This window comes from Variovorax atrisoli, from assembly GCF_014195185.1.
Lineage (GTDB): Bacteria > Pseudomonadota > Gammaproteobacteria > Burkholderiales > Burkholderiaceae_C > Variovorax > Variovorax atrisoli.
This window is the reverse complement of sequence record NZ_JACIBG010000004.1, coordinates 285,140-305,157: the sequence shown is the minus strand read 5'-3', so window position 1 is coordinate 305,157 and position 20,018 is coordinate 285,140. Positions and strand designations below refer to the sequence as shown.

At 69.0% G+C, this 20,018-nt stretch carries 21 protein-coding genes; 8 read left to right on the top strand and 13 right to left on the bottom strand.

Going from position 1 to position 20,018, the window contains the following annotated elements:
- Nucleotides 1–21 precede the first annotated feature (21 nt).
- Entirely contained in the window at nucleotides 22–1,116 is a 1,095-nt protein-coding gene (locus FHY06_RS16590; RefSeq protein ID WP_184605811.1) for an aminopeptidase, read from the top strand.
- On the top strand, nucleotides 1,109–1,426 hold the full coding sequence (locus tag FHY06_RS16585) for a polyhydroxyalkanoic acid system family protein (RefSeq protein ID WP_019655477.1): 318 nt from the start codon (nucleotides 1,109–1,111) through the stop codon (nucleotides 1,424–1,426). The genes FHY06_RS16590 and FHY06_RS16585 overlap by 8 nt, the downstream gene beginning before the upstream one ends.
- 12 nt (nucleotides 1,427–1,438) lie before the next feature.
- On the opposite strand, the gene FHY06_RS16580 is transcribed toward FHY06_RS16585, so the two are convergent.
- The 7 genes from FHY06_RS16580 to FHY06_RS16550 form a co-directional block, all read right to left on the bottom strand.
- Entirely contained in the window at nucleotides 1,439–2,176 is a 738-nt protein-coding gene (locus tag FHY06_RS16580) for an SDR family oxidoreductase (protein WP_184605810.1), read from the bottom strand.
- A complete protein-coding gene (locus FHY06_RS16575) occupies nucleotides 2,173–3,699 on the bottom strand; it encodes an FGGY-family carbohydrate kinase (protein WP_184605809.1) in 1,527 nt (508 codons plus the stop codon). The genes FHY06_RS16580 and FHY06_RS16575 overlap by 4 nt, the downstream gene beginning before the upstream one ends.
- Nucleotides 3,696–4,853, bottom strand: a complete 1,158-nt coding sequence (locus FHY06_RS16570) for a zinc-binding dehydrogenase (RefSeq protein ID WP_184605808.1) — start codon at nucleotides 4,851–4,853, stop codon at nucleotides 3,696–3,698. The genes FHY06_RS16575 and FHY06_RS16570 overlap by 4 nt, the downstream gene beginning before the upstream one ends.
- Nucleotides 4,854–5,009: 156 nt before the next feature.
- Nucleotides 5,010–5,990: an ABC transporter permease gene (locus FHY06_RS16565; protein ID WP_184605807.1), complete on the bottom strand. Its 981-nt coding sequence runs from the start codon at nucleotides 5,988–5,990 to the stop codon at nucleotides 5,010–5,012.
- Nucleotides 5,987–7,495 (bottom strand): sugar ABC transporter ATP-binding protein, encoded by a 1,509-nt coding sequence (locus FHY06_RS16560; RefSeq protein WP_184605806.1) that lies wholly within the window; start codon nucleotides 7,493–7,495, stop codon nucleotides 5,987–5,989. The genes FHY06_RS16565 and FHY06_RS16560 overlap by 4 nt, the downstream gene beginning before the upstream one ends.
- Nucleotides 7,496–7,520: 25 nt before the next feature.
- Entirely contained in the window at nucleotides 7,521–8,468 is a 948-nt protein-coding gene (locus FHY06_RS16555; RefSeq protein ID WP_184605805.1) for an ABC transporter substrate-binding protein, read from the bottom strand.
- Between the two features lie 130 nt (nucleotides 8,469–8,598).
- Nucleotides 8,599–9,489 carry a helix-turn-helix domain-containing protein gene (locus FHY06_RS16550; RefSeq protein ID WP_184605804.1) on the bottom strand — a complete coding sequence of 297 codons (891 nt, stop codon included), beginning with the start codon at nucleotides 9,487–9,489 and terminating at the stop codon, nucleotides 8,599–8,601.
- A gap of 255 nt (nucleotides 9,490–9,744) precedes the next feature.
- On the opposite strand from FHY06_RS16550, the gene FHY06_RS16545 reads away from it, so the two are divergent.
- The 4 genes from FHY06_RS16545 (at nucleotide 9,745) to FHY06_RS16530 (ending at nucleotide 13,932) form a co-directional block, all read left to right on the top strand.
- Complete coding sequence (locus FHY06_RS16545) at nucleotides 9,745–10,989, top strand: CaiB/BaiF CoA transferase family protein (protein WP_184605803.1); 1,245 nt, start codon at nucleotides 9,745–9,747, stop codon at nucleotides 10,987–10,989.
- A 74-nt stretch (nucleotides 10,990–11,063) separates the two neighbouring features.
- Entirely contained in the window at nucleotides 11,064–12,698 is a 1,635-nt protein-coding gene (locus FHY06_RS16540; protein ID WP_184605802.1) for a S8 family peptidase, read from the top strand.
- Nucleotides 12,695–12,946: a hypothetical protein gene (locus FHY06_RS16535; protein ID WP_019655482.1), complete on the top strand. Its 252-nt coding sequence runs from the start codon at nucleotides 12,695–12,697 to the stop codon at nucleotides 12,944–12,946. The genes FHY06_RS16540 and FHY06_RS16535 overlap by 4 nt, the downstream gene beginning before the upstream one ends.
- A gap of 71 nt (nucleotides 12,947–13,017) precedes the next feature.
- The gene (locus FHY06_RS16530) at nucleotides 13,018–13,932 is read left to right on the top strand and encodes a DNA/RNA non-specific endonuclease (protein WP_184605801.1); all 915 of its coding nucleotides are present in this window, start codon (nucleotides 13,018–13,020) and stop codon (nucleotides 13,930–13,932) included.
- A 25-nt stretch (nucleotides 13,933–13,957) separates the two neighbouring features.
- Here FHY06_RS16530 and FHY06_RS16525 read toward each other — a convergent pair whose 3' ends face one another.
- From FHY06_RS16525 to FHY06_RS16500, 6 genes are all read right to left on the bottom strand, one after another.
- Entirely contained in the window at nucleotides 13,958–14,215 is a 258-nt protein-coding gene (locus FHY06_RS16525; protein ID WP_126184071.1) for an acyl-CoA-binding protein, read from the bottom strand.
- Between the two features lie 92 nt (nucleotides 14,216–14,307).
- Entirely contained in the window at nucleotides 14,308–15,156 is an 849-nt protein-coding gene (locus FHY06_RS16520) for a tetratricopeptide repeat protein (protein ID WP_019655485.1), read from the bottom strand.
- A 4-nt stretch (nucleotides 15,157–15,160) separates the two neighbouring features.
- The gene (locus FHY06_RS16515; RefSeq protein WP_184605800.1) at nucleotides 15,161–15,856 is read right to left on the bottom strand and encodes a TetR/AcrR family transcriptional regulator; all 696 of its coding nucleotides are present in this window, start codon (nucleotides 15,854–15,856) and stop codon (nucleotides 15,161–15,163) included.
- Between the two features lie 148 nt (nucleotides 15,857–16,004).
- Nucleotides 16,005–16,487, bottom strand: a complete 483-nt coding sequence (locus FHY06_RS16510) for a phasin family protein (protein ID WP_132800019.1) — start codon at nucleotides 16,485–16,487, stop codon at nucleotides 16,005–16,007.
- Between the two features lie 110 nt (nucleotides 16,488–16,597).
- A complete protein-coding gene (locus FHY06_RS16505; protein ID WP_019655488.1) occupies nucleotides 16,598–17,047 on the bottom strand; it encodes an acyl-CoA thioesterase in 450 nt (149 codons plus the stop codon).
- A gap of 110 nt (nucleotides 17,048–17,157) precedes the next feature.
- Complete coding sequence (locus FHY06_RS16500) at nucleotides 17,158–18,054, bottom strand: LysR family transcriptional regulator (RefSeq protein ID WP_145760223.1); 897 nt, start codon at nucleotides 18,052–18,054, stop codon at nucleotides 17,158–17,160.
- 121 nt (nucleotides 18,055–18,175) lie between these two features.
- Between FHY06_RS16500 and gtdA the strand changes: the two genes are divergently transcribed.
- A complete protein-coding gene (gtdA, locus tag FHY06_RS16495; protein ID WP_126184068.1) occupies nucleotides 18,176–19,237 on the top strand; it encodes a gentisate 1,2-dioxygenase in 1,062 nt (353 codons plus the stop codon).
- 70 nt (nucleotides 19,238–19,307) lie between these two features.
- A complete protein-coding gene (locus FHY06_RS16490; RefSeq protein ID WP_126184067.1) occupies nucleotides 19,308–20,012 on the top strand; it encodes a fumarylacetoacetate hydrolase family protein in 705 nt (234 codons plus the stop codon).
- Nucleotides 20,013–20,018 lie beyond the last annotated feature (6 nt).

The following is a 20,018-nucleotide window of genomic DNA, read 5'->3' as shown; positions in this document are numbered from 1 at the left end:
GTCCTTGCGCTGGCCGGCTCGATGCTCCTGCTCACGGGCTGCGCCGACCTCGGCTACTACTGGCAGTCCGCCAGCGGCCACATCGGCATCATGCGGGCCGCCAAGCCGGTGCCCGAGTGGCTGGCCGACCCGTCGGTGTCGGTCGCGCTGAAGGCCAGGCTCGAGCTCACGCAGCGCATCCGCCGCTTCGCATCCGCCGAACTCGGCCTGCCCGACAACGCCAGCTACAAGTCGTACGCCGACCTTCACCGCCCCGCCGCCGTGTGGAACGTGGTGGCGGCGCCGCACTATTCGCTCACGCTCAAGAGCTGGTGCTTCCCGGTGGCGGGCTGCGTGGGCTATCGCGGCTATTACAGCGAGGAAGCGGCCAAGGCCGAAGCCGAGGAACAGAAGAAGCAGGACCTGGAAGTGGCCGTGTACCCGGTGCCCGCGTACTCCACGCTGGGCTGGATGAACTGGGCCGGAGGCGATCCGCTGCTGTCCACCTTCATCGGCTACCCCGAGGGCGAGCTCGCGCGCATCGTCTTCCACGAGCTCGCACACCAGGTGCTCTACGTGGCGGGCGACACGGTCTTCAACGAGTCCTACGCCACGGCGGTCGAGCGCATCGGCGGCGCGATGTGGCTGCAGCGCGAGGCCGGCGACGCGGCGCGTCGCGAGTACGCGCAGTTCGACACGCAGCGCCAGGAGTTCCGCGCGCTGGCGCTCGACACCCGCCGCGCGCTGACGAAGGTGTACGAATCGCCCGAAGCCAAGGCCGGGGATTGGACGAGGGTGGAGGCCATGAAGCAGGCCGCCATGGCCGACTTCCGCGAGCGCTATGCGAAGCTGAAGGCCGGCTGGTCCGGCCCGCGCCAGAACGCCTACGACGCCTGGGTGGCGCGCGCCAACAACGCGGCCTTCGGCGCGCAGGGCGCGTACGACGACCTCGTGCCCAGCTTCGAGAAACTCTTCGAGCGCGAAGGCCGCGACTGGCCGCGCTTCTATGCCGAGGTGCGGCGCATCGCGAAGCTGCCGACTTCCGAGGAACGCCGCGTCGCCCTGCAGGCAGCGACGGGTATCCTCCAGACCCAGACCAAACCTGAACACGAAAAGACCGGAGATCGCGGTGCCTGACATCCATATCGAACGCAATCACACGCTGGGCATCGCACGCGCGCGCGTCGTCGCGCGCAAGTGGATCCAGCAGGCCGAGCAGGAGTTCGGCCTCGAATGCGTCTACACGCAGGGCGACGGCCGCGACACCGCCACCTTCACGCGCGCCGGCATCGACGGCACCGTCGAGGTCACCGACACCACCTTCAAGCTCGAAGCGACGCTGGGCTTCCTGTTCAGCAGCTTCAGCGAAATGATCGAGCAGAAGATCACGCGCAACCTCGACGCGATGCTCGAATCGTCTCCCCGGGGCGGCACCCGCCTCGCCTGAGGCCGCGCCGGCTCAGACGCTGGTGTAGCCGCCGTCCACCGGCAGCGCCACGCCGCTCACCATCGACGCGCCGTCGCCCAGCAGGAAGAGGATGGGCGCCACTACTTCCTCCACCTGCGCGAAGCGGCCCAGCGGAATGTTCTTCAATGCGGCCGCGCTCTTCGCCGGATCGGACCAGGCCTGCGCGGCCATCGGCGTGAGCGTGACGGTCGGGTTCACGCTGTTCACGCGGATGCCGTGCGGCCCGAACTCCAGGCACAGCGATCGCGTGACGGCGTCCATCGCGGCCTTGGAGGCGCAGTAGCAAAGGTGCGCGTCGAGCGCCACCAGCGCGGCCTGGCTCGACACGTTGACGATGCTGCCGCGCACGCCGGCCGCGATCATGGCCCTGCCGCAGCGCGAGGCCACCAGTGCCGCCGCGCGCGCGTTGACGGCCATCACCGCGTCGAAGCTGCCGGCCTGCATCTCGGCGGCCGGTTCGAGCAGCGCGATGCCGGCGCAGTTCACCACGAGGTCGAAGGCGGGAAGCGGCGCGAGCGCGCGTTCCAGTGCTGGCGCGTCGGCCACGTCGAGCACCAGCGGGGTGCAGCCTGCTTCGGTGTGCAGCGCTGCCAGCGCCGCGGCGTTGCGGCCGATGGCCGTCACTTGCGCGCCGGCCTGCGCGAGCCGCACCGCCACCGCGCGGCCGATGCCGCTGCTCGCGCCGGTCACCAGGGCGCGGCGTCCGGAGAAGTCGAAGGAGGTCGTCATGTCAGCCGCTGCATCGCATCGCGCAGCGCGGGGTAGAGCGATTTGTAGATCTCGAAGCGCTCGCGGTACACGGCCTGCGCCCGGGGCTCGGGCCGCGCGCGCTCCACCAGCGTGACCCAGCCGCGCTCGGCGGTGGCCGCATCGACCAGCCCGGCGCCGAGCGCCGCGAGCATCGCCGCGCCCAGCGCCGCTTCCACTTCCTGCTCGATCGTGAACACCGGGTAGCCGGTGACGTCGGCCACGATCTGCATCCAGAGATCGGAGTGCGCGGCGCCGCCGACCACTATCAGGCGTTCGTCCAGCGGCTGGCCGCTGCGCCGCCCGGCCTCGATGTTGTGCTGCAGCGCGAAGCTCACGCCTTCGAGCACCGCGCGGTAGAGATGCGCGCGGCTGTGCGCGAGCGAAAGCCCGATGAACGCGCCCTTGGCCTGTGCGTCCCAGATCGGGCTGCGCTCGCCCATGAGGTAGGGCAGGAACACCAGGCCCTCGGCGCCGGGCGGTACGTCGACCGCCTTGCGCTCGATGAGGGCATGCGCGTCCTCGCCGGTGCGCGCGGCCTCCGCGATCTCTGCCTGGCAGAAGGCCTCGCGGAACCAGGTGACGGCGGCGCCCGCGGTGATCGCGCCGCCGAACACGTAGCTGCGGTCCGCGCCGCGGTACACGTGCGGCATGGTGATGAGCTTGTGCCGCGCATCGACCGTGGGGCTCACGAAGCCCCAGCACATGCTGGTGCCGATCATCGCCACGTGGTCGCCGCTGCCGGTGACGCCCGCGCAGAAGGTGGCGACCGCCGCATCGACGCCGCCGGCCATCAGCGGCATGCCCTCGGCAAGGCCCAGCTTCGCGGCCCATCCGGCGCTCAGCCCGCCGACCACGTCGCTGGATTCGACCAGGCGCGGCGGCATCATGCGCGGCGGAATGCCGAGCATCCCCATCGCTTCCTCCGACCACTGCCGGCGCGCCGCGTCGTACACGCCGCCGATGTTGTCGGCCGAGCTGTGGTCGACGGCGAGCTCGCCCGTGAACCGCCAGTTGATGTAGCTGTTGGGCGGCAGGAAGTGGCGCGTCTTCGCCCATACCTCGGGCAGGTGCTCGCGAATCCACAGGATCTTGGTGAAGCCGTAGTAGCTGTCCACGCCGTTGCCGGTGATGGCCTGCAGCCGCTGCACGTCGACGCTGGCGTTCACCGCATCGACCTCGGCAGTGGCGCGGCGGTCCATCCAGATCAGGCACGGATGCAGCGGACGCATGGCCTCGTCGACCGGGATGCCCGCGCCGCCGTAGAGGCTGCTCACGCACATCGCGGCGACGTCGGAGGGCGCGACGCCGCTCTTCGCCACGCAGGCACGCACGCTCTCGCACACCGCGTCGAACCACACCTCGCAGTCCTGCTGCGCCCACAAGGGCTTCGGCGTCTCCGGCTGGTAGGCCACGCTGTGCTGCGAATGCACCTTGCCGTCGATACCGACGAGCAGGCACTTGGTGCTCTGCGTGCCGATGTCGACGCCGATCACGTATTTCATGTCGTCCTCTGGCTGGTTGTCTCTCGGGGTCGGGGCTGCGGTTTCAGCAGCACCTTGATGGAATCCAGCGAGTTTGCCAGCGCGAAGGCGCGCTCCCATTCGGTCAGCGGAAAGTCGTGCGTGACGATGCCCTTCGATGTGACGAGCCCGCGCGCCAGCAGGTCGATGGCCACCGGATAGCAGTACGGCCCCAGGTGCGCGCCGCGCACGTCGAGCTCCTTGCGGTCGCCGATGATCGACCAGTCGGCGCTGGTCTCGGAGCCGAACACGCTGAACTCCACGAAGCGGCCGAGCTTGCGGATCATCTCCAGGCCCTGCGTCACGCCGGCAGGCACGCCGGTGGTCTCGATGTACACGTCGCAGCCGTAGCCGCCGGTCAGTTCCTTGACGATGGCGTCGGCGTTCTCGGCATTCGGGTCGATGACGACGTCGGCACCGTACTGCTTCGCGAGCGCGAGACGCTCGGGCACGAGGTCGATCACGACCAGCTTCCTGGGCGTCTTCAGCGCCGCCACCTGCACCATCATCAGTCCGAGCGGACCGGCGCCCGCGATCACCACCACATCGTCGAGCTGGATGTCGCCGCGGTTCACCGTGTGGATCGCGCACGAGAGCGGCTCGATGATGGCTGCGTCTTCCAGCGGGATGCCGTCCGGAATCCTGTGCACGCGCGCGGTGGGCGGCAGCCGCATGTAGTCGGCCATGCCGCCGTCGGCCACGACGCGCTGGAAGCCGAAGATGTTGTGCACCTCGCACATCCAGTACTTGCCCGAGGTACAGAAGCGGCACTTGCCGCAGGGCACGATCTGTTCGGCGATCACGCGGTCGCCCTTCTCCACGCCGAAGTGCTCCGCCGCGCCTTCGCCCAGCGCCTCGACGTAGCCGAAGAACTCGTGGCCGGGGATCACGGGGGCCTTCACCCACGAAGGCTGCCCGTCGCCGCCCCAGAACATCTTCGCGCCCGAATGGCACTTGCAGTCGGATGCGCAGATGCCGCAGGCGGCGATGGAGATCAGCAGTTCGTTGGCGCCGATGACCGGCATGTCGACCGTCTCCAGCCGGTAGTCCCTGGGGCCGTGGCAGACGACGGCCTGCATGGATGCGAGCTGCGAGATGGCGCCCGAGGTGCCGGGCTGGAGCTTTTGATAGGACATGGGTTCCTTGGGATCAGAAAGGGTGGTCGGGGCGTTCTCCCTCCCCGCTGGAGGAGGGCAGGGGTGGGGGCAAGCGGCGTCACCACCGGACGCGCTCTGCCTGCCCCATCCCAGCCTTCCCCAGCGGGGGAAGGAGCAATGCAGGGGCTCATCGGTTCATCTCTTCGCCTCGCGGCTGATGAAGATGGCGAGCAGCACGATGCCGCCCTTGATGATCAATTGCAGGTACGGCGACACGCCGATCATGTTGAGCCCGTTGTTCAGCACGCCCAGAAGCAGCGCGCCCACCAGCGTGCCCACGATGGCGCCGCGTCCGCCTGCGATGGAGGTCCCGCCCATCACCACCGCCGCGATGGCGTCGAGCTCGAAGCCCAGGCCCACGCCGGGCTGCCCGCTGGTCACGCGCGAGGCCTGCACGATGCCGGCCACTGCGGCGGTGAAGCCGCTGAGTGCATACACCAGCAGCTTGTAGCGCGACACGCGCACGCCCGACAGCCGCGTGGCCTCCTCGTTGCCGCCGATGGCGTACACGTAGCGGCCGAAGGGCGCCATGTTCAGCAGCACGTAGGCCGCGAGGTAGGTCGCCAGCATGATGAGGATCGGCACCTTGATGCCCGCCAGCACGCCGCCGCCGAGGAAGGCGAACGAGTCGGGCAGGCCGTCGATGGGGTAGCCACCGGTGTAGATCAGCGCGATGCCGCGTGCGATGCCCATGGTGGCCAGCGTCACGATGATGGGCGGCATGCGCAGGTACGCCACGCAGTAGCCGTTGAACAGGCCGATCACCACGCCCACGCCCAGTCCCAGCGGCACCGCGAGCATGGGCGGCAGCCCGAACTGCACCATCAGCCCCGAGGCCAGCGTGCCCGAAAGCGCCACCACCGCGCCCACCGAGAGATCGATGCCGCCGGTGAGGATCGCCGCCGTCATGCCGACCGCGATGATCGCGTTGATGGACGACTGCAGCGCGATGTTCTGCAGGTTGCTCCACGAGAGGAAGTTGTCGGTCGCCACGATCATGAAGACCGAGATCGCGACCAGGCCCACCAGTGGAAGAAAGGCCGTGGAGCGGCGCAGCCGGGTGAAGAGCCCGCCGGCGGGAACCGGCGGCGCGGGATGGGTGGCGGTGGCGTTCATTGCAGGCCCCCTCTGGTTGCGTGGCGCATGATGTCGCCGGAGTTGATGGAGTCGCCCTCGAGCGTGGCCACGATGGCGCCGCCCGAGAACACCGCGACGCGGTCGCACATGCCGACGATCTCGGGCAGCTCGCTGGAGATCATCACGATCGACTTGCCCTGCCTGGTGAGCTCGCGCATCAGCCCGTAGATCTCGGCCTTGGCGCCCACGTCGATGCCTCGCGTGGGCTCGTCGAAGATCAGCACCTCGCAGGCGTGGCCTAGCCAGCGCGCGATCACCACCTTCTGCTGGTTGCCGCCCGAGAGCGTCGCCACGCGCGTCTCGATGCCTGGCGCCTTCACGCCCACGCGGCGCGAGAGCTCGGCGGCCGAGCGCTCTTCCGAGGCCCTGTCGACCAGCCCCGCGCTGCGGTGCCTGCCCAGGTTGTTCAGCGAGATGTTGAAGCGGATCGTGAAGTCGGTGATGAGCCCTTCCACCTTGCGGCTCTCGGGCAGCAGGCCGATGCCATGCGCCAGCGCCTGCGTCGGGTCGTCCAGCCGCACGGGCACGCCGTTGCGCAGCACCGTCTTGCGGTGGGCGCGGTCGGCGCCCATCACGCCCAGCGCAAGCTCGGTGCGGCCGGAGCCGACGAGTCCCGCGAAGCCGAGGATCTCGCCCTCGTGCAGGTCGAAGGCATTCACCGGCCCGCCCCTGGCGAGCTGGATGTGCGGCACCTCCAGCACCTTGCGCCCGCGCGGCGCAGGCCGAGGCTTCGGCGGAAAGCTGTGCTCGATGCGGCGGCCCACCATCATCTCGACCAGCGCGTCCACGTTCGTCTCGCCCACTTCGGCATGTCCTGCGTTGGCGCCGTCGCGCAGCACGCTGATGCGGTCGCACACCTCGAAGATCTCGTCGAGGTGGTGCGAGATGAAGATCATCGCCACGCCCCTGGCGCGCAGCTCGCGCATGATGTTGAACAGGTGCGCGGCCTCGTTCGGCGTGAGCGTGGCGGTGGGCTCGTCGAGCACCAGCAGGCGCGCCTTCAGCGACAGCGCCTTGCCTATCTCCACGAACTGCTGCTGCGCCACCGAGAGCCGGCAGATCGGCGCGTCGAGGTCGATCCGCACGCCCAGCTCGTCGAAGAGTTCGCGAGCCGAGCGCTTCATCGCGGCCCGGTCCATCAGCCCGAAGCGGTTCTTCAGGTAGCGGCCGAGGAAGATGTTCTCCACCGCGTTCAGGTACGGGATGAGGCTGAACTCCTGGAAGATGATGCCGATGCCCGCGGCGATCGCGTCGCTGTAGCCCGCGAACCGGCGCTCCTCGCCCTCGATGAGGATGCGCCCCTCGTCGGCCTGGTGGATGCCGCCGAGGATCTTCATCAGCGTCGACTTGCCCGCGCCGTTCTCGCCGAGCAGCGCGTGCACCTCGCCCCTGCGGATCGAGAGGTCGATGCCCGAGAGCGCCTTCACGCCGGGAAAGCTCTTCGAGACGCCTTCGAGCCGCAGCATTTCGGCGGTGTCGTTCATGGCCTGGAACTCGTCGAGGCGCGGGTCACCAACTGAAGGTCTTCGCGCCTTCGGCGTCGATCAGCTTCACGTCGACCGGCACCGCGGCGGGCACGTTGGCGCCCCACTTCTTCGCCAGCGCGATGCCGATGGCGAGGCGGATCTGGTCGCGCGGGTACTGCGCGGTGGTCGCGATGAACTTCGAACCCGGCTTCTGCATCGCCTTGATGGCCTCGGGTGCGCCGTCCACGCTGGCGAGCTTCACGTCCTTGCCGCTGGCCTCGATGGCCGCGAGCGCGCCCATGGAGCCGCCGTCGTTCACGCTGAAGATGCCTTTGAGCTCCTTGTTGGCCTGCAGGATGTTCTCGGTCACGGTGAGCGCGGTGGCGCGCTCCTGCTTGCCGTTCTGCGTGCTCACCACCTTGATGCCGGGGTACCTGGCGAGCGCCTCGCGGCAGCCCTTCACGCGCTCCAGGATCGGCACCACCGGGATGCCGTCGAGGATGGCCACGTCGCCCTTCTCGCCGATGCTCTTCGCCAGGTACTCGCAGGCCAGCCGGCCGGCGTCGGTGTTCTTCGAGCCCACGAAGGAATTGACCGGGCCCTGCGCGTTGGCGTCCACCGCCACCACCACCAGGTTCGCCTTCTTGGCCGAGCGCACGGCCGACTGCACGCCGGTGGAGTCGGTCGGGTTCAGCAGCAGGATGTCGACCTTCTTCTGGATCATGTCCTCCACGTCGCCGATCTGCTTGGCCACGTCGTGCCGCGCGTCGGTGGTGACCACGGTCGCGCCGATGCTGGCGGCGGCCTCCTCCAGCGCCTGCTTCATGGTCACGAAGTAGGGGTTGTTGAGCTCCTGGAAGGTCATGCCGATGCGCAGCGGCTGCTTTGCCGGCTGGGCCTGCGCCTGCGCCTGCGCCTGCGCGGCCGAGGTGCCGCAGACCAGCGCGGCGATGCATGCGGCGAGTGCGGCGGCTTTGGGAAGGTTCGTCATGGTGGCTGTCTCCTTGGGGTTGTCTTGCTGTCGATGAAAAACGCTGGCAAAGGGCCGCCCCGCGCGGCGCCTCGGTGCGCCGCGCCGGAAACGACGCGGGGAGAACGGTGGTGGCGGGCGGCGCCGCGCGCTACGGCGGACTGGCCGCGCGCGAGGCGGCTGCCTGCATGCGGTGGAACTGGCGGAACTTGGTCGGCGGCATGCGCTTGTGCAGCAGAAACTGCCGGTTGAAGTTCGAGACGTTGTTGAAGCCCACGTCCATGCAGACGTCGAGCACGGGCTTCTCGCTGTTGGTGAGCAGCTCGCAGGCGCGGCTGATGCGCAGCCGGTTCACGTAGCGCACGAACGACTGGCCTGTGTGCTTGCGGAACGAGCGCGAGAAGGCGCTCGGGCTCTGGCCCACCAGCTCGGCCAGCATCGGCTCGCGCAGGTCGTCGCCGAGGTTGGCGGCGATGTGCGCCAGCACGTTGTTGATGGCGTGCGACATGAAGGCCTTGGGGTCGGGCCTGAATGCCGGGCTCGCGAGGCGCTGGCGGTCCTGGCCGTCGGCCAGCAGATCGAGCAGCGACAGCAGCAGCACCACCCGCCGCAGGCCGCGCGCCTCCAGCAGCGATTCCATGATCGGCTTGGCCGCCGCGGCGGTATCGGCCGAGAACAGGAGGCCCGAGCCCGATTCGGCGAGCAGCGGCGCGACGCGCTCGAACTCGGGGAAGGTGGCTGCCATGCCCCGCACCAGCGAGGCCGGGAACTGGATCACGATGCCGCGCCGCTCCACGCTCTGGCCGGCGGGCACGTCGCTGATCCAGTTGTGCGGCAGGTCGGGGCCCATCAGCACCAGGTTGCCGGGCTCGAAGTGGCCCACGTGGTCGCCCACGAAATACACGCCCTGGGTCTCGACGATGAGCTGGATCTCGTACTCGGGATGGAAGTGCCAGCGCACCGTGCGGTACGGGTAGCCGTGCGCCCAGCAGGTGAACGATTCGTCACCTCGGACTTCGACGATTTCCAGGTCGGGTTGCATGGGGCGGACTGTACGAATCGCTCCCGACGCCAACAACCAGAGATGGCGCCCGGAATCGATACTTTCTTGACCTTGGGCGAGGCCGCGAAGATCGATGCCGCGGCCCGCATTGCGCCGCAGCAAGACCCTTTCTCCCCGAGGAAGGAGGCACGTGGCGGCGCCGATTGCTGCACTGCGGCGCAGGCGAGGCTGGCGGCGTCAAGAATTCATAGGTGTTTTCCCTTCCCGCTGCGGCGGGCGGCACACTCTGGCGCCATGACGACGACCACAAGCACACCCTCATCCACCCCCGCAGGCCCGCTGGCCGGCCTCAAGGTCATCGAGCTCGGGCAGCTCATCGCCGGGCCCTTCGCCGCGCGCACGCTGGCCGACTTCGGTGCCGAGGTCATCAAGATCGAGCCGCCCGGCGCGGGCGATCCGCTGCGCACCTGGCGGCTGCTGAAGGACGGCACTTCGGTCTGGTGGCAGGTGCAGTCGCGCAACAAGCGCTCGCTGGCGCTGGACCTGCGCGAGGCCGAGGCGCAGGCCATCGTGCGGCAGCTGGCGGCCGAGGCCGACGTGCTGATCGAGAACTTCCGCCCCGGCGCGATGGAAGGCTGGGGCCTGGGCCCCGACGAGCTGCTGGCCGCCAACCCCGCGCTCGTGATGCTGCGCATCAGCGGCTACGGGCAGACCGGCCCGTACCGCGACCGTCCCGGATTCGGCGTGGTGGCCGAGGCCATGGGCGGGCTGCGCCATCTCACGGGCGAGCCGGGCCGCGTGCCGGTGCGGGTGGGCGTCTCGATCGGCGACACGCTGGCCTCGCTGCACGGCGTGATCGGCGTGCTGATGGCGATGCATCACCGGCATGCGACGGTGAGTGCCGAGTATCCGAAAGGCCGCGGGCAGGTGGTCGACGTGGCGCTGTACGAGGCGGTCTTCAACTGCATGGAAAGCCTGCTGCCCGAGTACGGCGCCTTCGGCGCGGTGCGCGAGGCGGCAGGCAGCGCCTTGCCCGGCATCGCGCCGACCAATGCCTACCGCTGCGCGGACGGCGGCTACGCGATCGTCGCGGGCAACGGCGACAGCATCTTCCGCCGGCTCATGGAATGCATCGGCCGGCCCGACCTCGCCGCCGACCCGGCGCTGGCCGGCAACACCGGCCGCGTCGCGCAGGTGGAGATGCTGGATGCCGCCATCGGCGACTGGGCCGCGCAGCGCACCGTGGGCGAGGTGCTCGCGGCGCTCGACGCGGCGCACGTGCCGGCCGGGCGCATCTACACCATCGCAGACATCGCGGCCGATCCGCACTACGCCGCGCGCGGCATGCTGCAGCAGGTGCGCATGGCCGACGGCAGCGATCTTGCAGTGCCCGGCTTCGTGCCCAAGCTGTCGCTCACGCCGGCCAGCCACCGGCGCAACGCACCCGCGCTGGGAGCGGACACCGACGCGGTGCTGAAGGAGATCGGCCTGAGCGCCGAGCAGATCGCCGCGCTGCACGAGCGCGGCATCGTGGGGTAGCCAGCTCTCCAGGGGAGATTCACGCGGGCGAAACAGCCTTCGTGCGATAAAGCGGCAACCAGGAGGAAGAGCCGATGGCAGCAGCAGCAGCGAACGATCGACGGGAACTTCAGAGGCGCGACAACGACGGGAATCTTCCGCCCGCCAGAAGCGAGCTTTCGGCGTCGGACGAGAAGAAGCTGGAGCGCCTGCTGCAGGCGCTGCGCCTGCGCCGCATGGCGCTGGAGCCCAAGTTCTCCGACGACGTGATCGTCTGGCCTTCCCGCACGGCCGAGGCCGGCGGCGCGGAGCTGGCGGCGCTGAGCGCGATCAACCTCGGCAACGCGGCGGATGCGATCGGCGAGGGCGTGCGCGGCCGCGGCGCGCCGAGGATGAAGCTGCTCAAGCAGGTCGAGGGCGTGTCGGTGATGCGCGCCAACTCGTCGGCCCTGCTGGCCATGCGCCGCAACACGCCGGGGCTGCGGATCGCACCGGCCGCCTGGGCCTACCTGCAGTACATCCGCCCGCTGGGCGACGAGCTGGAAGCCAGCGCGATCCAGGTCGCGGCGGGCACCAAGGTCAAGCGCTTCGAGCTGCGGCTTGCCGACCCGCAGGGCAGGCCGGTCGCCGGCGTGCGCGTGAAGGCGCTCGTGGACTGGGATGGCGCGCACGTGCCCGCCGTGACCGGCCCCGACGGCATCGCGAGCCTGGGCATTCCGGTGCTCTATCCGCGCGTGGAGATGATCCTGGTCGAGCCGGAGCACACGCACTGGTCGGTGTTCCTGAAGGGCTTCGACCGCGTCGATGCGCCGAAGCGCCTGAACGTGCCGGCCGCGCCGCTGGTGCCCGACGGCTTCCAGCTGCTGGCCAGCTACGCGCCCCATGATGCGCAGGCGGGCGAGGGCGTGACGGTGGGCGTGATCGACAGCGGCGTCGGGCCCCATGCCGGCATCGCCGTGGCTGGCGGCGGCTGCTTCGTCACCGGCGAGGACCCGGCGGACTTCCTCGACAACGGCATCGGCCACGGCACGCACGTCGCCGGGATCATCGCGGGCCGCATGGCACAGGGCACCGGCGTCTACGGCCTCGCGCCGGCCTGCAGGCTCATGGCCTACCGCGTCTGCCCGAAGAGCGGCGAGCGCGGGCGGGCCAAGTCGACCGACATCGCCAGCGCGCTCGACCGGGCGATCGCCGACGGCTGCCACATCGTCAACATCAGCATGGGCAGCCTGGAGCCCATGCCGGAGATGCCCGACATCCTCGAGAAGGCGCGCAACGCCGGCGTGGTGGTGTTCGCCGCCACCGGCAACGATGGCCAGCCGCTCCTGCGCTATCCCGCCCGCTACAGCCACACCCTGGCGGTGGGCGCACTGGGGCGCGACGGCACCTTTCCGGCGGACTGCCCCGAGAGCTTCCAGGCCAGCGAGATCCGCCGCCGCAAGGAGTTCGTCGCCGAGTTCTCGAACTACGGTCTCTCCACCGATTTCATCGGCCCCGGGGTGGCGGTGCTGTCGGCCTTTCCGGGCGACAGGTACGCCATGATGTCCGGAACTTCGATGGCCACGCCCTACTCGTCGGGGATGGCAGCCCGTTTGTTGTCAGGGGAAAGGAAGCTGCTTAACATGCCCAGGGGCCCCGAGAAGGCCGACGCCATCGTCAGGATGCTGTCCGAGACAGCGAAAAAGGTGGGTTGGCCGGCCGAGTACGAAGGTTTTGGAGTTCTGAAGTGACCAGCATCGTGTTGACCTACACAGGCAGCCCCGGCAAGAAGTTGTCGGCGGAGGCACGGCTGCGCCGCTGCGTTCCCGGCGTGGTGCTCACGCCCAAGACCAGCACCCTGATGGAAGCCCAGGTCGACGACGAACAGCTCGCCGCGCTCGAGCAGAACCCGGAGTGGACGATCTCCAGGCCCGCCTTCGCGGAAATCCGCAAGCCTGTCTTCAACCTGAAAAACGCACGGGCCAAGCTCGCGAAGTAGCCGCGCGGCGCGCACGCATTCCAAGACGGGGCCGGAATCGGCCCCTGTGTTTTTCAGGAGGGAGGTTCTCCATGTCCGATGCAGACATCCAGGTCGTGAGCAGCTCATGGGCAGGCATCCAGCGCGTCGCCGCGACGCCGAAGCCGCCGGAGTTCTTCAAGGGCCGCAAGGGCTATTCGCCCGCTTTCCTGGGGAAGGACGCGCACGTGGCGCTGCCTTCCATCGGCGAGTCCATCTCCATGGACGACATCGCGAAGCTGGAGGACGGCTCCTTCGAGCTCAGGTATCAGCACTTCAGCACGGTGCAGTGCATCTCGCGGCGCATGCCGCTCTATTCGGCCTGCAACATCGACGGCTCGAAGTCGAAGAACGTGCCGCGCCACGACACCTGGAGCTACGACGGGCGCATCGGAAAGGAATACCAGATGCTGCGCGAGGCCTACGGCCCCCAGCAGGACGGCAAGTTCTCGCGCGGCCACATGACGCGCAGGCAGGACCCGAACTGGGGCCCGCTCGCGACGGCGCAGCGGGCCAACATCGACACCTTCTTCGCCACCAATGCCTGCCCCCAGTGGCAGCCCTTCAACGACGGGCTCTGGGGCGACCTCGAAGACTACGTGCTGGGCAACGCCCAGGGCGACGACAAGCGCATCAGCGTCTTCACCGGGCCGATCCTGCGTCCGGAGGACGCGGAGCGATTCGGCATCCGCATTCCGCGCGACTTCTGGAAGGTGGTCGCCTTCATCAGCGAGGCGACCGGCGAGCTCAGCGCCATCGCCTACCTGATGAGCCAGGGCACCTACCTCGATTCGGGCGTGGCGCGCGACCTGGAAGACTTCGGCACCTCGCAGCGCCCGCTGGCCTTCATCGAGGCCGAGACCGGGCTGCGCTTCGAGAGCCTGCAGGGCCGCGACGTGCTCGACGGCGCGGACCTCGCCTTCGTGCAGCCCATCCGGCGCCTGGCCGACACGAAGCTGCCGGCCTGAACCGGCAGGACGGCCGCCGGGCCGTTCAGCCGCGCAGCGACTCGATCAGGTCGATGTATTTCTGCTTGGCCTCGTCGGCGCTCAGGCCCTTCTGGGCCGTCCAGGCGTCCCACTTGGCGCGGGCGACGATGTCGCTGAAGCTGGGCTTCTTGGCGGTGTTGTCGCCTTCGGTGGCCTGCTTGAACAGGGCGTAGATCTTCAGCAGCGTCGGGTTGTCGGGGCGCTCGGCGAGCAGCTTGGAATTGGCCTGGGCGGCTTCGAACTGGGCGTTGAGGTCGGACATGTCGGTCTGGGAGATGTGAAGCGGAAAGCCCGCATCTTAAGTCCTGCGGTACACGAACGTACCGATACCCGCCGGTGCTGCGGCGATACCGGTCAATCCCGCAATCCGGCCCTTGCCAGCTCCACGTCCAGCCGCTCGCGCGCATCCGCCGGCACGAGCGCCGCCGCCTTCTCGTATAGCCGCGTCGCCTCGGCCATGCGGGCCTCGCCGTGCAGCATCAGCTGCGCGCGGGCGTATTCCATCATCCCGGCCGCCGACTGCGGGTGCAGCTCCAGGCCGCGCTCGAAGAGTTCGAGCGAAGTCTCGGCGCGCACGCCGTAGGTCATGCGCCCGACCAGCGCGCCCACCTTGTCGATCACCTCGGCGTGGAACGAGGCGAGCGCGAGGTGCGCATCGGCGTGCCGGGGCTGCAGTTCGATCACGCGTTCCAGCGCGCCCTTGAGCTTGCTGCCCAGGCCCTGCGCCAGCGCGCGCGCCACGCTGATGCCCTGGCTGTAGCGGCCCAGCGCATAGGACTGCCAGTACAGCGCCTGGCAGTTGTCGGGTTCGGCCTCGGCCTGCGCGCCCGCACGCTCGATCACCTGGCGGAACATCGAGAGCCGTGCCGATTCGCGCGGCTCCAGGTAGTTGGCGTAGATCGCGGTCGCCTGGTTGGCCAGCGCCATGCCCTCGGGGCCCTGCAGCAGGCCGATGGCCGCGGCGCGTTCGAACTCGCCGCTGTGGTACAGCGCCCAGCCCTCGGCGAGCGTCGATCCCTCGGCCGGCGGCGGCAGCGCGTGGCCGGCATGCAGGCGCGGCCAGTGCGACAGCACGCTGCGCGCGTCGTAGCGCGGCGAGTCGGCCCAGGGCAGGGGCGTCCAGGGCTCGCTGCCGGTGCCGGGGTTGGTGTTGGCCGCACCGGCGGACATCAGCGAAAGCGGTTTGAAATCGGGATGGGGCATGGTTCTAGACCGCCATGTCGACAGGAGTGGCCGCGGCGCCGGGGTCTTCGCCGTTGTAGGCATTGCCCAGCGCCAGCAGGTGACGCCGCTGTTCCGGGCCCAGGTAGGGTGCGAGCAGGTGCAGGGCATGGAGCCCGCCGCGCATCAGCGCCCCCTGCGCATGCTCGGGTTCCAGCGCCTCGCGCGGGTTGCGCACGTATTCGTAGCTCAGCCAGTAGGTCAGCACCACCACCATGCTCTGCGCGAGCGTGTCGACCTCGTGCACGTCGATCTCCAGGTGGCCGGCGCGGCTCAGGCCGGCGATCAGTTGCCGGATGGCGCGCGCCTTGTTCTTCAGCACCAGCTGGAACTGGGTCTCCAGCAGGCGGTTCTTGCTGAGCAGGTCGTTGAGGTCGCGGTAGAGGAAGCGGTAGCGCCAGATCAGCTCGAACAGGCTGTGCATGAAGAACCAGGCGTCCTCCACGTCGTGCACGCCCTCGCTGGCGTGCAGCAGCTCGTCGAGCTCGGCCTCGTAGCCTTCGTAGAGCTTGTTGATCAGCTCTTCCTTGGCCGGGTAGTGGTAGTAGAGGTTGCCGGGGCTGATATTGAGTTCGCCCGCCACCAGCGTGGTCGAGACGTTCGGCTCCCCGAAGCGGTTGAACAGGTCCAATGCGGCTTCGAGGATGCGTTGCGCGGTGCGGCGTGGCGCCTTCTTTGCCATGTCGGTGCCCCCGATGTCTCGTTCGTCTCTCTTGGGGACACTCTAGCGTATGTGCACCGCACCATGAAGGCGCGGGACATGATTTGCGGCGCCGCCGCTCTTGTGCAGTGCCGCAATCGCGGCCGCCCCGCGGGCGGCCCGCTCGGGGTCAGCCAGCCTTGCTGCGGCGCAAGGTCTTCTTGGCCGCGGGCGCGGCCGGCTTGCGGGCGGTGGTCTTGCGTGCGGCGGCGGCAGTGCCCTGCTGTGCCTTCTTCAGCTGGGCCTCCAATGCCTCGACGCGCGCCTGCAGCGCGGCCATGTCCGCGGCGCTGGGGGCGCCCAGCTTCTCCATCGCGCGGGCGACGCGCTCCTCGAAGATGTTCTCCAGCTTGCCCCACTGGCCCGCGGCCTTGGTGCCGAACTCGCTGGCGAAGCCCGCCATGCGCTGCTGTGCCTGGGACAGGGTTTCCTCGGCGGCCTGCTGGGTCTTCTTCTGCATGCCGGCGCCGTCGCGCACCAACGCCTCGAAGGCCTTGCTGCCTTCCTGCTGCATCTTGGCGAAGGCACCGAGGCCGGCGAGCCAGATCTGCTGGGCGGAGTCCTTGATGCGGTCGGCGGCCTTGCCGTTGCTGTCGTCGTCCTGGGTAGCCATGCGATTTCTTCCTTTGCGTGCAAACAATCGCCTGACTCTAGCCGCCCGAGGGCCTCTTCATTAGAGCTTCGCGTCTATGGGGCGAAGCCATGGTCGAAGCTGTGGGCGGCTCAGGGCGTGCCGCTGGCCGCTCGGCTCGCGTCCAGGTGCGCCTTGGCGCGCTCGGCCAGCGCCATTTCGCCGGGGGTACCGGGCACGTAGGCCTCGACCGGCAGGGGACGGCCGTGCGAATCGACCGAGACGAACACGATCAGGCATTCGGTGGTCTTTTCCATCGCGCCGCCCTTCATGTCGCCGCTGCGCACCTCCACGGAGATGTTCATGCTGGTCTTGCCGGTGTAGGCGAGGCGGGCCTCCACCTCGACGAGGTCGCCGATCATGATGGGCCGGTGGAAGCGGATGCTGCCGATGAAGGCGGTGACGCAGTAGCGCTTGGCCCAGCTGGTCGCGCAGGCGTAGCCGGCCTCGTCGATCCACTTCATGACGGTGCCGCCGTGGACCTTGCCGCCGAAGTTGACGGTGCTGGGCTCGGCGAGAAAACGCAGGGTGATCGAGGACATGGGGGCCGCCTTTGGTGGTGAATGTGGGCTGTGACTATGGAGTGGGGAGCCGCGATTATGCGAGCGGGCACCCCGCCTGCGGACGCCGCCGGTCGTCGCGGCGCGCGCGCTCAGCTCCCGCTGAACAGCTGCGCCAGCGTGCGCCGCAGCCAGGCATTGCCCGGGTCGGCATGGAAGCGCTCGTGCCAGTGCTGCTTCACCGCATAGTCCGACAGCGCGAAGGGCGGCTCCAGCAGCTTCACCGGCTCCTGCGTGGCCAGCACCTTGCCGAGGATGCGCGGCACCACCACCAGCAGCTCGGTCTGCGCCACGATGCGCGCCACGCTCAAGAAGCTCGACAGCCGCACCACCACGTTGCGCTTCAGGCCCAGCCGCGCGAGCGTGGTGTCGACGATGGCGTGCCCGGTGCCCGAGGTCGACACCACCGCGTGCGCCTCGGCCTCGAAGCGCCTGCGCGAGAGCTTCGTGCCGATGCGCGGATGGTTCCTCGCGGCGAGGCAGACGAAGTTCTGCATGAAGAGCGTCTGCTGGTAGAAGCCCGCGTCCAGCTGCGGCATGAAGCCCACGGCGAGGTCGACCTCGCCGTCCTGCAGCCGGCGGCCGCTGAGCGTGGAGATGATCTCCGTCTCGATGTGCACCCCCGGCGCCGCCTGCCGCAGGTGGTCGAGCAGGCCGGGCAGCAGCACCACCTCGCTGATGTCGGTCATGCAGATGCGGAAGCGCCGCTGCGCCTGCGCCGGATCGAAGCTGCTGCGGTTGCCCTGCGCCTGCGCGATCTGGGCCAGCGCCTCGCGCAGGTTCGGGTAGATGCGCTCGGCGTGCGGCGTGGGCTGCATGCCCTGCGCGGTGCGGGTGAACAGGCGGTCGTCGAAGTGGGCGCGCAGCTTGTTCAGCGCGGTGCTGGCCGCGGCCTGCGCCATGCCCAGGCGCTCGGCTGCCTTCGAGACGTTGCCGGTCTTGTAGACCTCGTCGAACACGGCGAGCCATTCGAGATCGAGCTTCGACATGCGGGACTCCTGCTTACGGCGAAAGACACCATTATCGAAATTTCGAATTCCGTGTATTGGATGTCGGTCTTGAGGAAATAGTGGTGCGCGCCAACAATGCCGCCAACGGAGACACCGCCCCATGAAACCCGCCCCCTCGAATGCGGCCGAGCGCCGCGACTATTACGACCGCATCCGCCCGCTGCATCTCACGCCGCTGTGGGAGTCGCTGCATGCGCTGGTGCCGCGCGAGCCGCAGACGCCGTGCGTGCCCGCGCTGTGGCGCTACGACGAGATCCGCCCGCTGCTGATGGAGTCGGCCGACCTCATCACCGCCGAGGAGGCCGTGCGCCGGGTGCTGGTGCTCGAGAACCCGGCGCTGCCCGGCAACTCGTCGATCACGCAGTCGCTCTACGCGGGCCTGCAGCTCATCATGCCGGGCGAGGTCGCTCCCTCGCACCGCCACGTGCAGTCGGCGCTGCGCTTCATCGTCGACGGCAAGGGGGCCTACACCACGGTGGGCGGCGAGCGCACCACCATGTACCCGGGCGACTTCATCATCACGCCCTCGTGGGCCTGGCACGACCATGGCAACGAAGGCATCGGCGGCAGCGTGGAGCCGGTGGTGTGGCTCGACGGCCTCGACATCCCGATGCTGCGCTTCTTCGACGCAGGCTTCGCCGAGAACGACGACTCCAAGGTGCAGCACGTCTCGCGCCCCGAGGGCAACAGCCTCGCGCGCTTCGGCCACAACATGGTGCCGGTGCGGCACGACCACGCATCGGCCACCTCGCCGATCTTCAACTACCCCTATGCGCGCAGCCGCGAGGCGCTGGCGCAGCTGCAGAAGCAGGAAGCGCCCGATGCCTGGCTGGGCCACAAGCTGCGCTACATCAACCCGCTGACCGGCGGCTCGCCGATGCCGACCATCGCGACCAACCTGCAACTGCTGCCGAAGGGCTTCACCGGCAAGGCGCACCGCGCGACCGACGGCGCCGTCTACAGCGTGGTCGAGGGCCGCGGCACGGCCGAGATCGCCGGCCAGCGCTTCTCATTCGGCCCGCGCGACACCTTCGTGGTGCCCTCGTGGGCGACGCTGAAGCTGTCGTCGCCGGATGGAGACGCGGTGCTCTTCAGCTTCTCCGACCGCCCCGTGCAGCAGGCCATGGGCATCCTGCGCGAGGCCTTCCTCGAAGACGCCTGAAGCCCGGGCGCGCAGTTCCGATTTTTCTTTCTTTCTGACCGTGTGCCGCCCCGAGCGGCAGGAGCCTTCCATGTCCTTCGTCTTCACGCCTCCTTCCATCGTCGGCCTGCCCATCGCCGGCTCCGACCAGCAGTTCCCGGTGCGCCGCGTCTACTGCGTGGGCCGCAACTACGCCGCCCATGCACGCGAGATGGGCTTCGACCCCGACCGCGAGCCGCCTTTCTTCTTCTGCAAGCCCAACGACGACGCCTCGGTGGTGCCGGTGGCCGAGGGTGAGACCGCCTCCATTCCCTATCCGCCGCTCACCAGCAACTACCACTACGAGGCCGAGCTGGTGGTCGCCATCGGCAAGGGCGGCGCCAACATCCCGGTCGAGCAGGCCGCCAGCCACATCCACAGCTACGCCGTGGGCCTGGACATGACCCGCCGCGACCTGCAGATGAAGATGCGCGAGCAGGGCCGCCCGTGGGAGATCGGCAAGGCCTTCGACTTCTCCGCGCCCATCGCGCCGCTGCGCACGCTGGCCGACGTGGGCGAGATCAACGCCGGCGCCATCGTGCTCGAAGTGGACGGCGAAGTGCGCCAGAAGAGCGACATCACGCACCTGATCTGGTCGGTGAACGAAGTCATCGCCAACCTCTCGACCCTCTTCACGCTGCAGCCCGGTGACCTGATCTTCACCGGCACGCCCGAGGGCGTGGGCGCGGTGAAGCCGGGCCAGACGATCAAGGTGAGCATCGAGCGCCTGCCGTCGCTGACTGTGCATATCGACTGACCGAAT

Coding starts and splice junctions, on each gene's coding strand:
- FHY06_RS16505 (WP_019655488.1), bottom strand. CDS start 17,047: ATGTCCTCGATCACCCTGCGTTTTCTCGCCGAGCCCAGCACCGTCAAC.
- FHY06_RS16540 (WP_184605802.1), top strand. CDS start 11,064: ATGGCAGCAGCAGCAGCGAACGATCGACGGGAACTTCAGAGGCGCGAC.
- FHY06_RS16500 (WP_145760223.1), bottom strand. CDS start 18,054: ATGTCGAAGCTCGATCTCGAATGGCTCGCCGTGTTCGACGAGGTCTAC.
- gtdA (WP_126184068.1), top strand. CDS start 18,176: ATGAAACCCGCCCCCTCGAATGCGGCCGAGCGCCGCGACTATTACGAC.
- FHY06_RS16515 (WP_184605800.1), bottom strand. CDS start 15,856: ATGGCAAAGAAGGCGCCACGCCGCACCGCGCAACGCATCCTCGAAGCC.
- FHY06_RS16545 (WP_184605803.1), top strand. CDS start 9,745: ATGACGACGACCACAAGCACACCCTCATCCACCCCCGCAGGCCCGCTG.
- FHY06_RS16580 (WP_184605810.1), bottom strand. CDS start 2,176: ATGACGACCTCCTTCGACTTCTCCGGACGCCGCGCCCTGGTGACCGGC.
- FHY06_RS16555 (WP_184605805.1), bottom strand. CDS start 8,468: ATGACGAACCTTCCCAAAGCCGCCGCACTCGCCGCATGCATCGCCGCG.
- FHY06_RS16520 (WP_019655485.1), bottom strand. CDS start 15,156: ATGCCCCATCCCGATTTCAAACCGCTTTCGCTGATGTCCGCCGGTGCG.
- FHY06_RS16575 (WP_184605809.1), bottom strand. CDS start 3,699: ATGAAATACGTGATCGGCGTCGACATCGGCACGCAGAGCACCAAGTGC.
- FHY06_RS16550 (WP_184605804.1), bottom strand. CDS start 9,489: ATGCAACCCGACCTGGAAATCGTCGAAGTCCGAGGTGACGAATCGTTC.
- FHY06_RS16565 (WP_184605807.1), bottom strand. CDS start 5,990: ATGAACGCCACCGCCACCCATCCCGCGCCGCCGGTTCCCGCCGGCGGG.
- FHY06_RS16560 (WP_184605806.1), bottom strand. CDS start 7,495: ATGAACGACACCGCCGAAATGCTGCGGCTCGAAGGCGTCTCGAAGAGC.
- FHY06_RS16490 (WP_126184067.1), top strand. CDS start 19,308: ATGTCCTTCGTCTTCACGCCTCCTTCCATCGTCGGCCTGCCCATCGCC.
- FHY06_RS16530 (WP_184605801.1), top strand. CDS start 13,018: ATGTCCGATGCAGACATCCAGGTCGTGAGCAGCTCATGGGCAGGCATC.
- FHY06_RS16510 (WP_132800019.1), bottom strand. CDS start 16,487: ATGGCTACCCAGGACGACGACAGCAACGGCAAGGCCGCCGACCGCATC.
- FHY06_RS16570 (WP_184605808.1), bottom strand. CDS start 4,853: ATGTCCTATCAAAAGCTCCAGCCCGGCACCTCGGGCGCCATCTCGCAG.
- FHY06_RS16525 (WP_126184071.1), bottom strand. CDS start 14,215: ATGTCCGACCTCAACGCCCAGTTCGAAGCCGCCCAGGCCAATTCCAAG.
- FHY06_RS16590 (WP_184605811.1), top strand. CDS start 22: ATGCTCCTGCTCACGGGCTGCGCCGACCTCGGCTACTACTGGCAGTCC.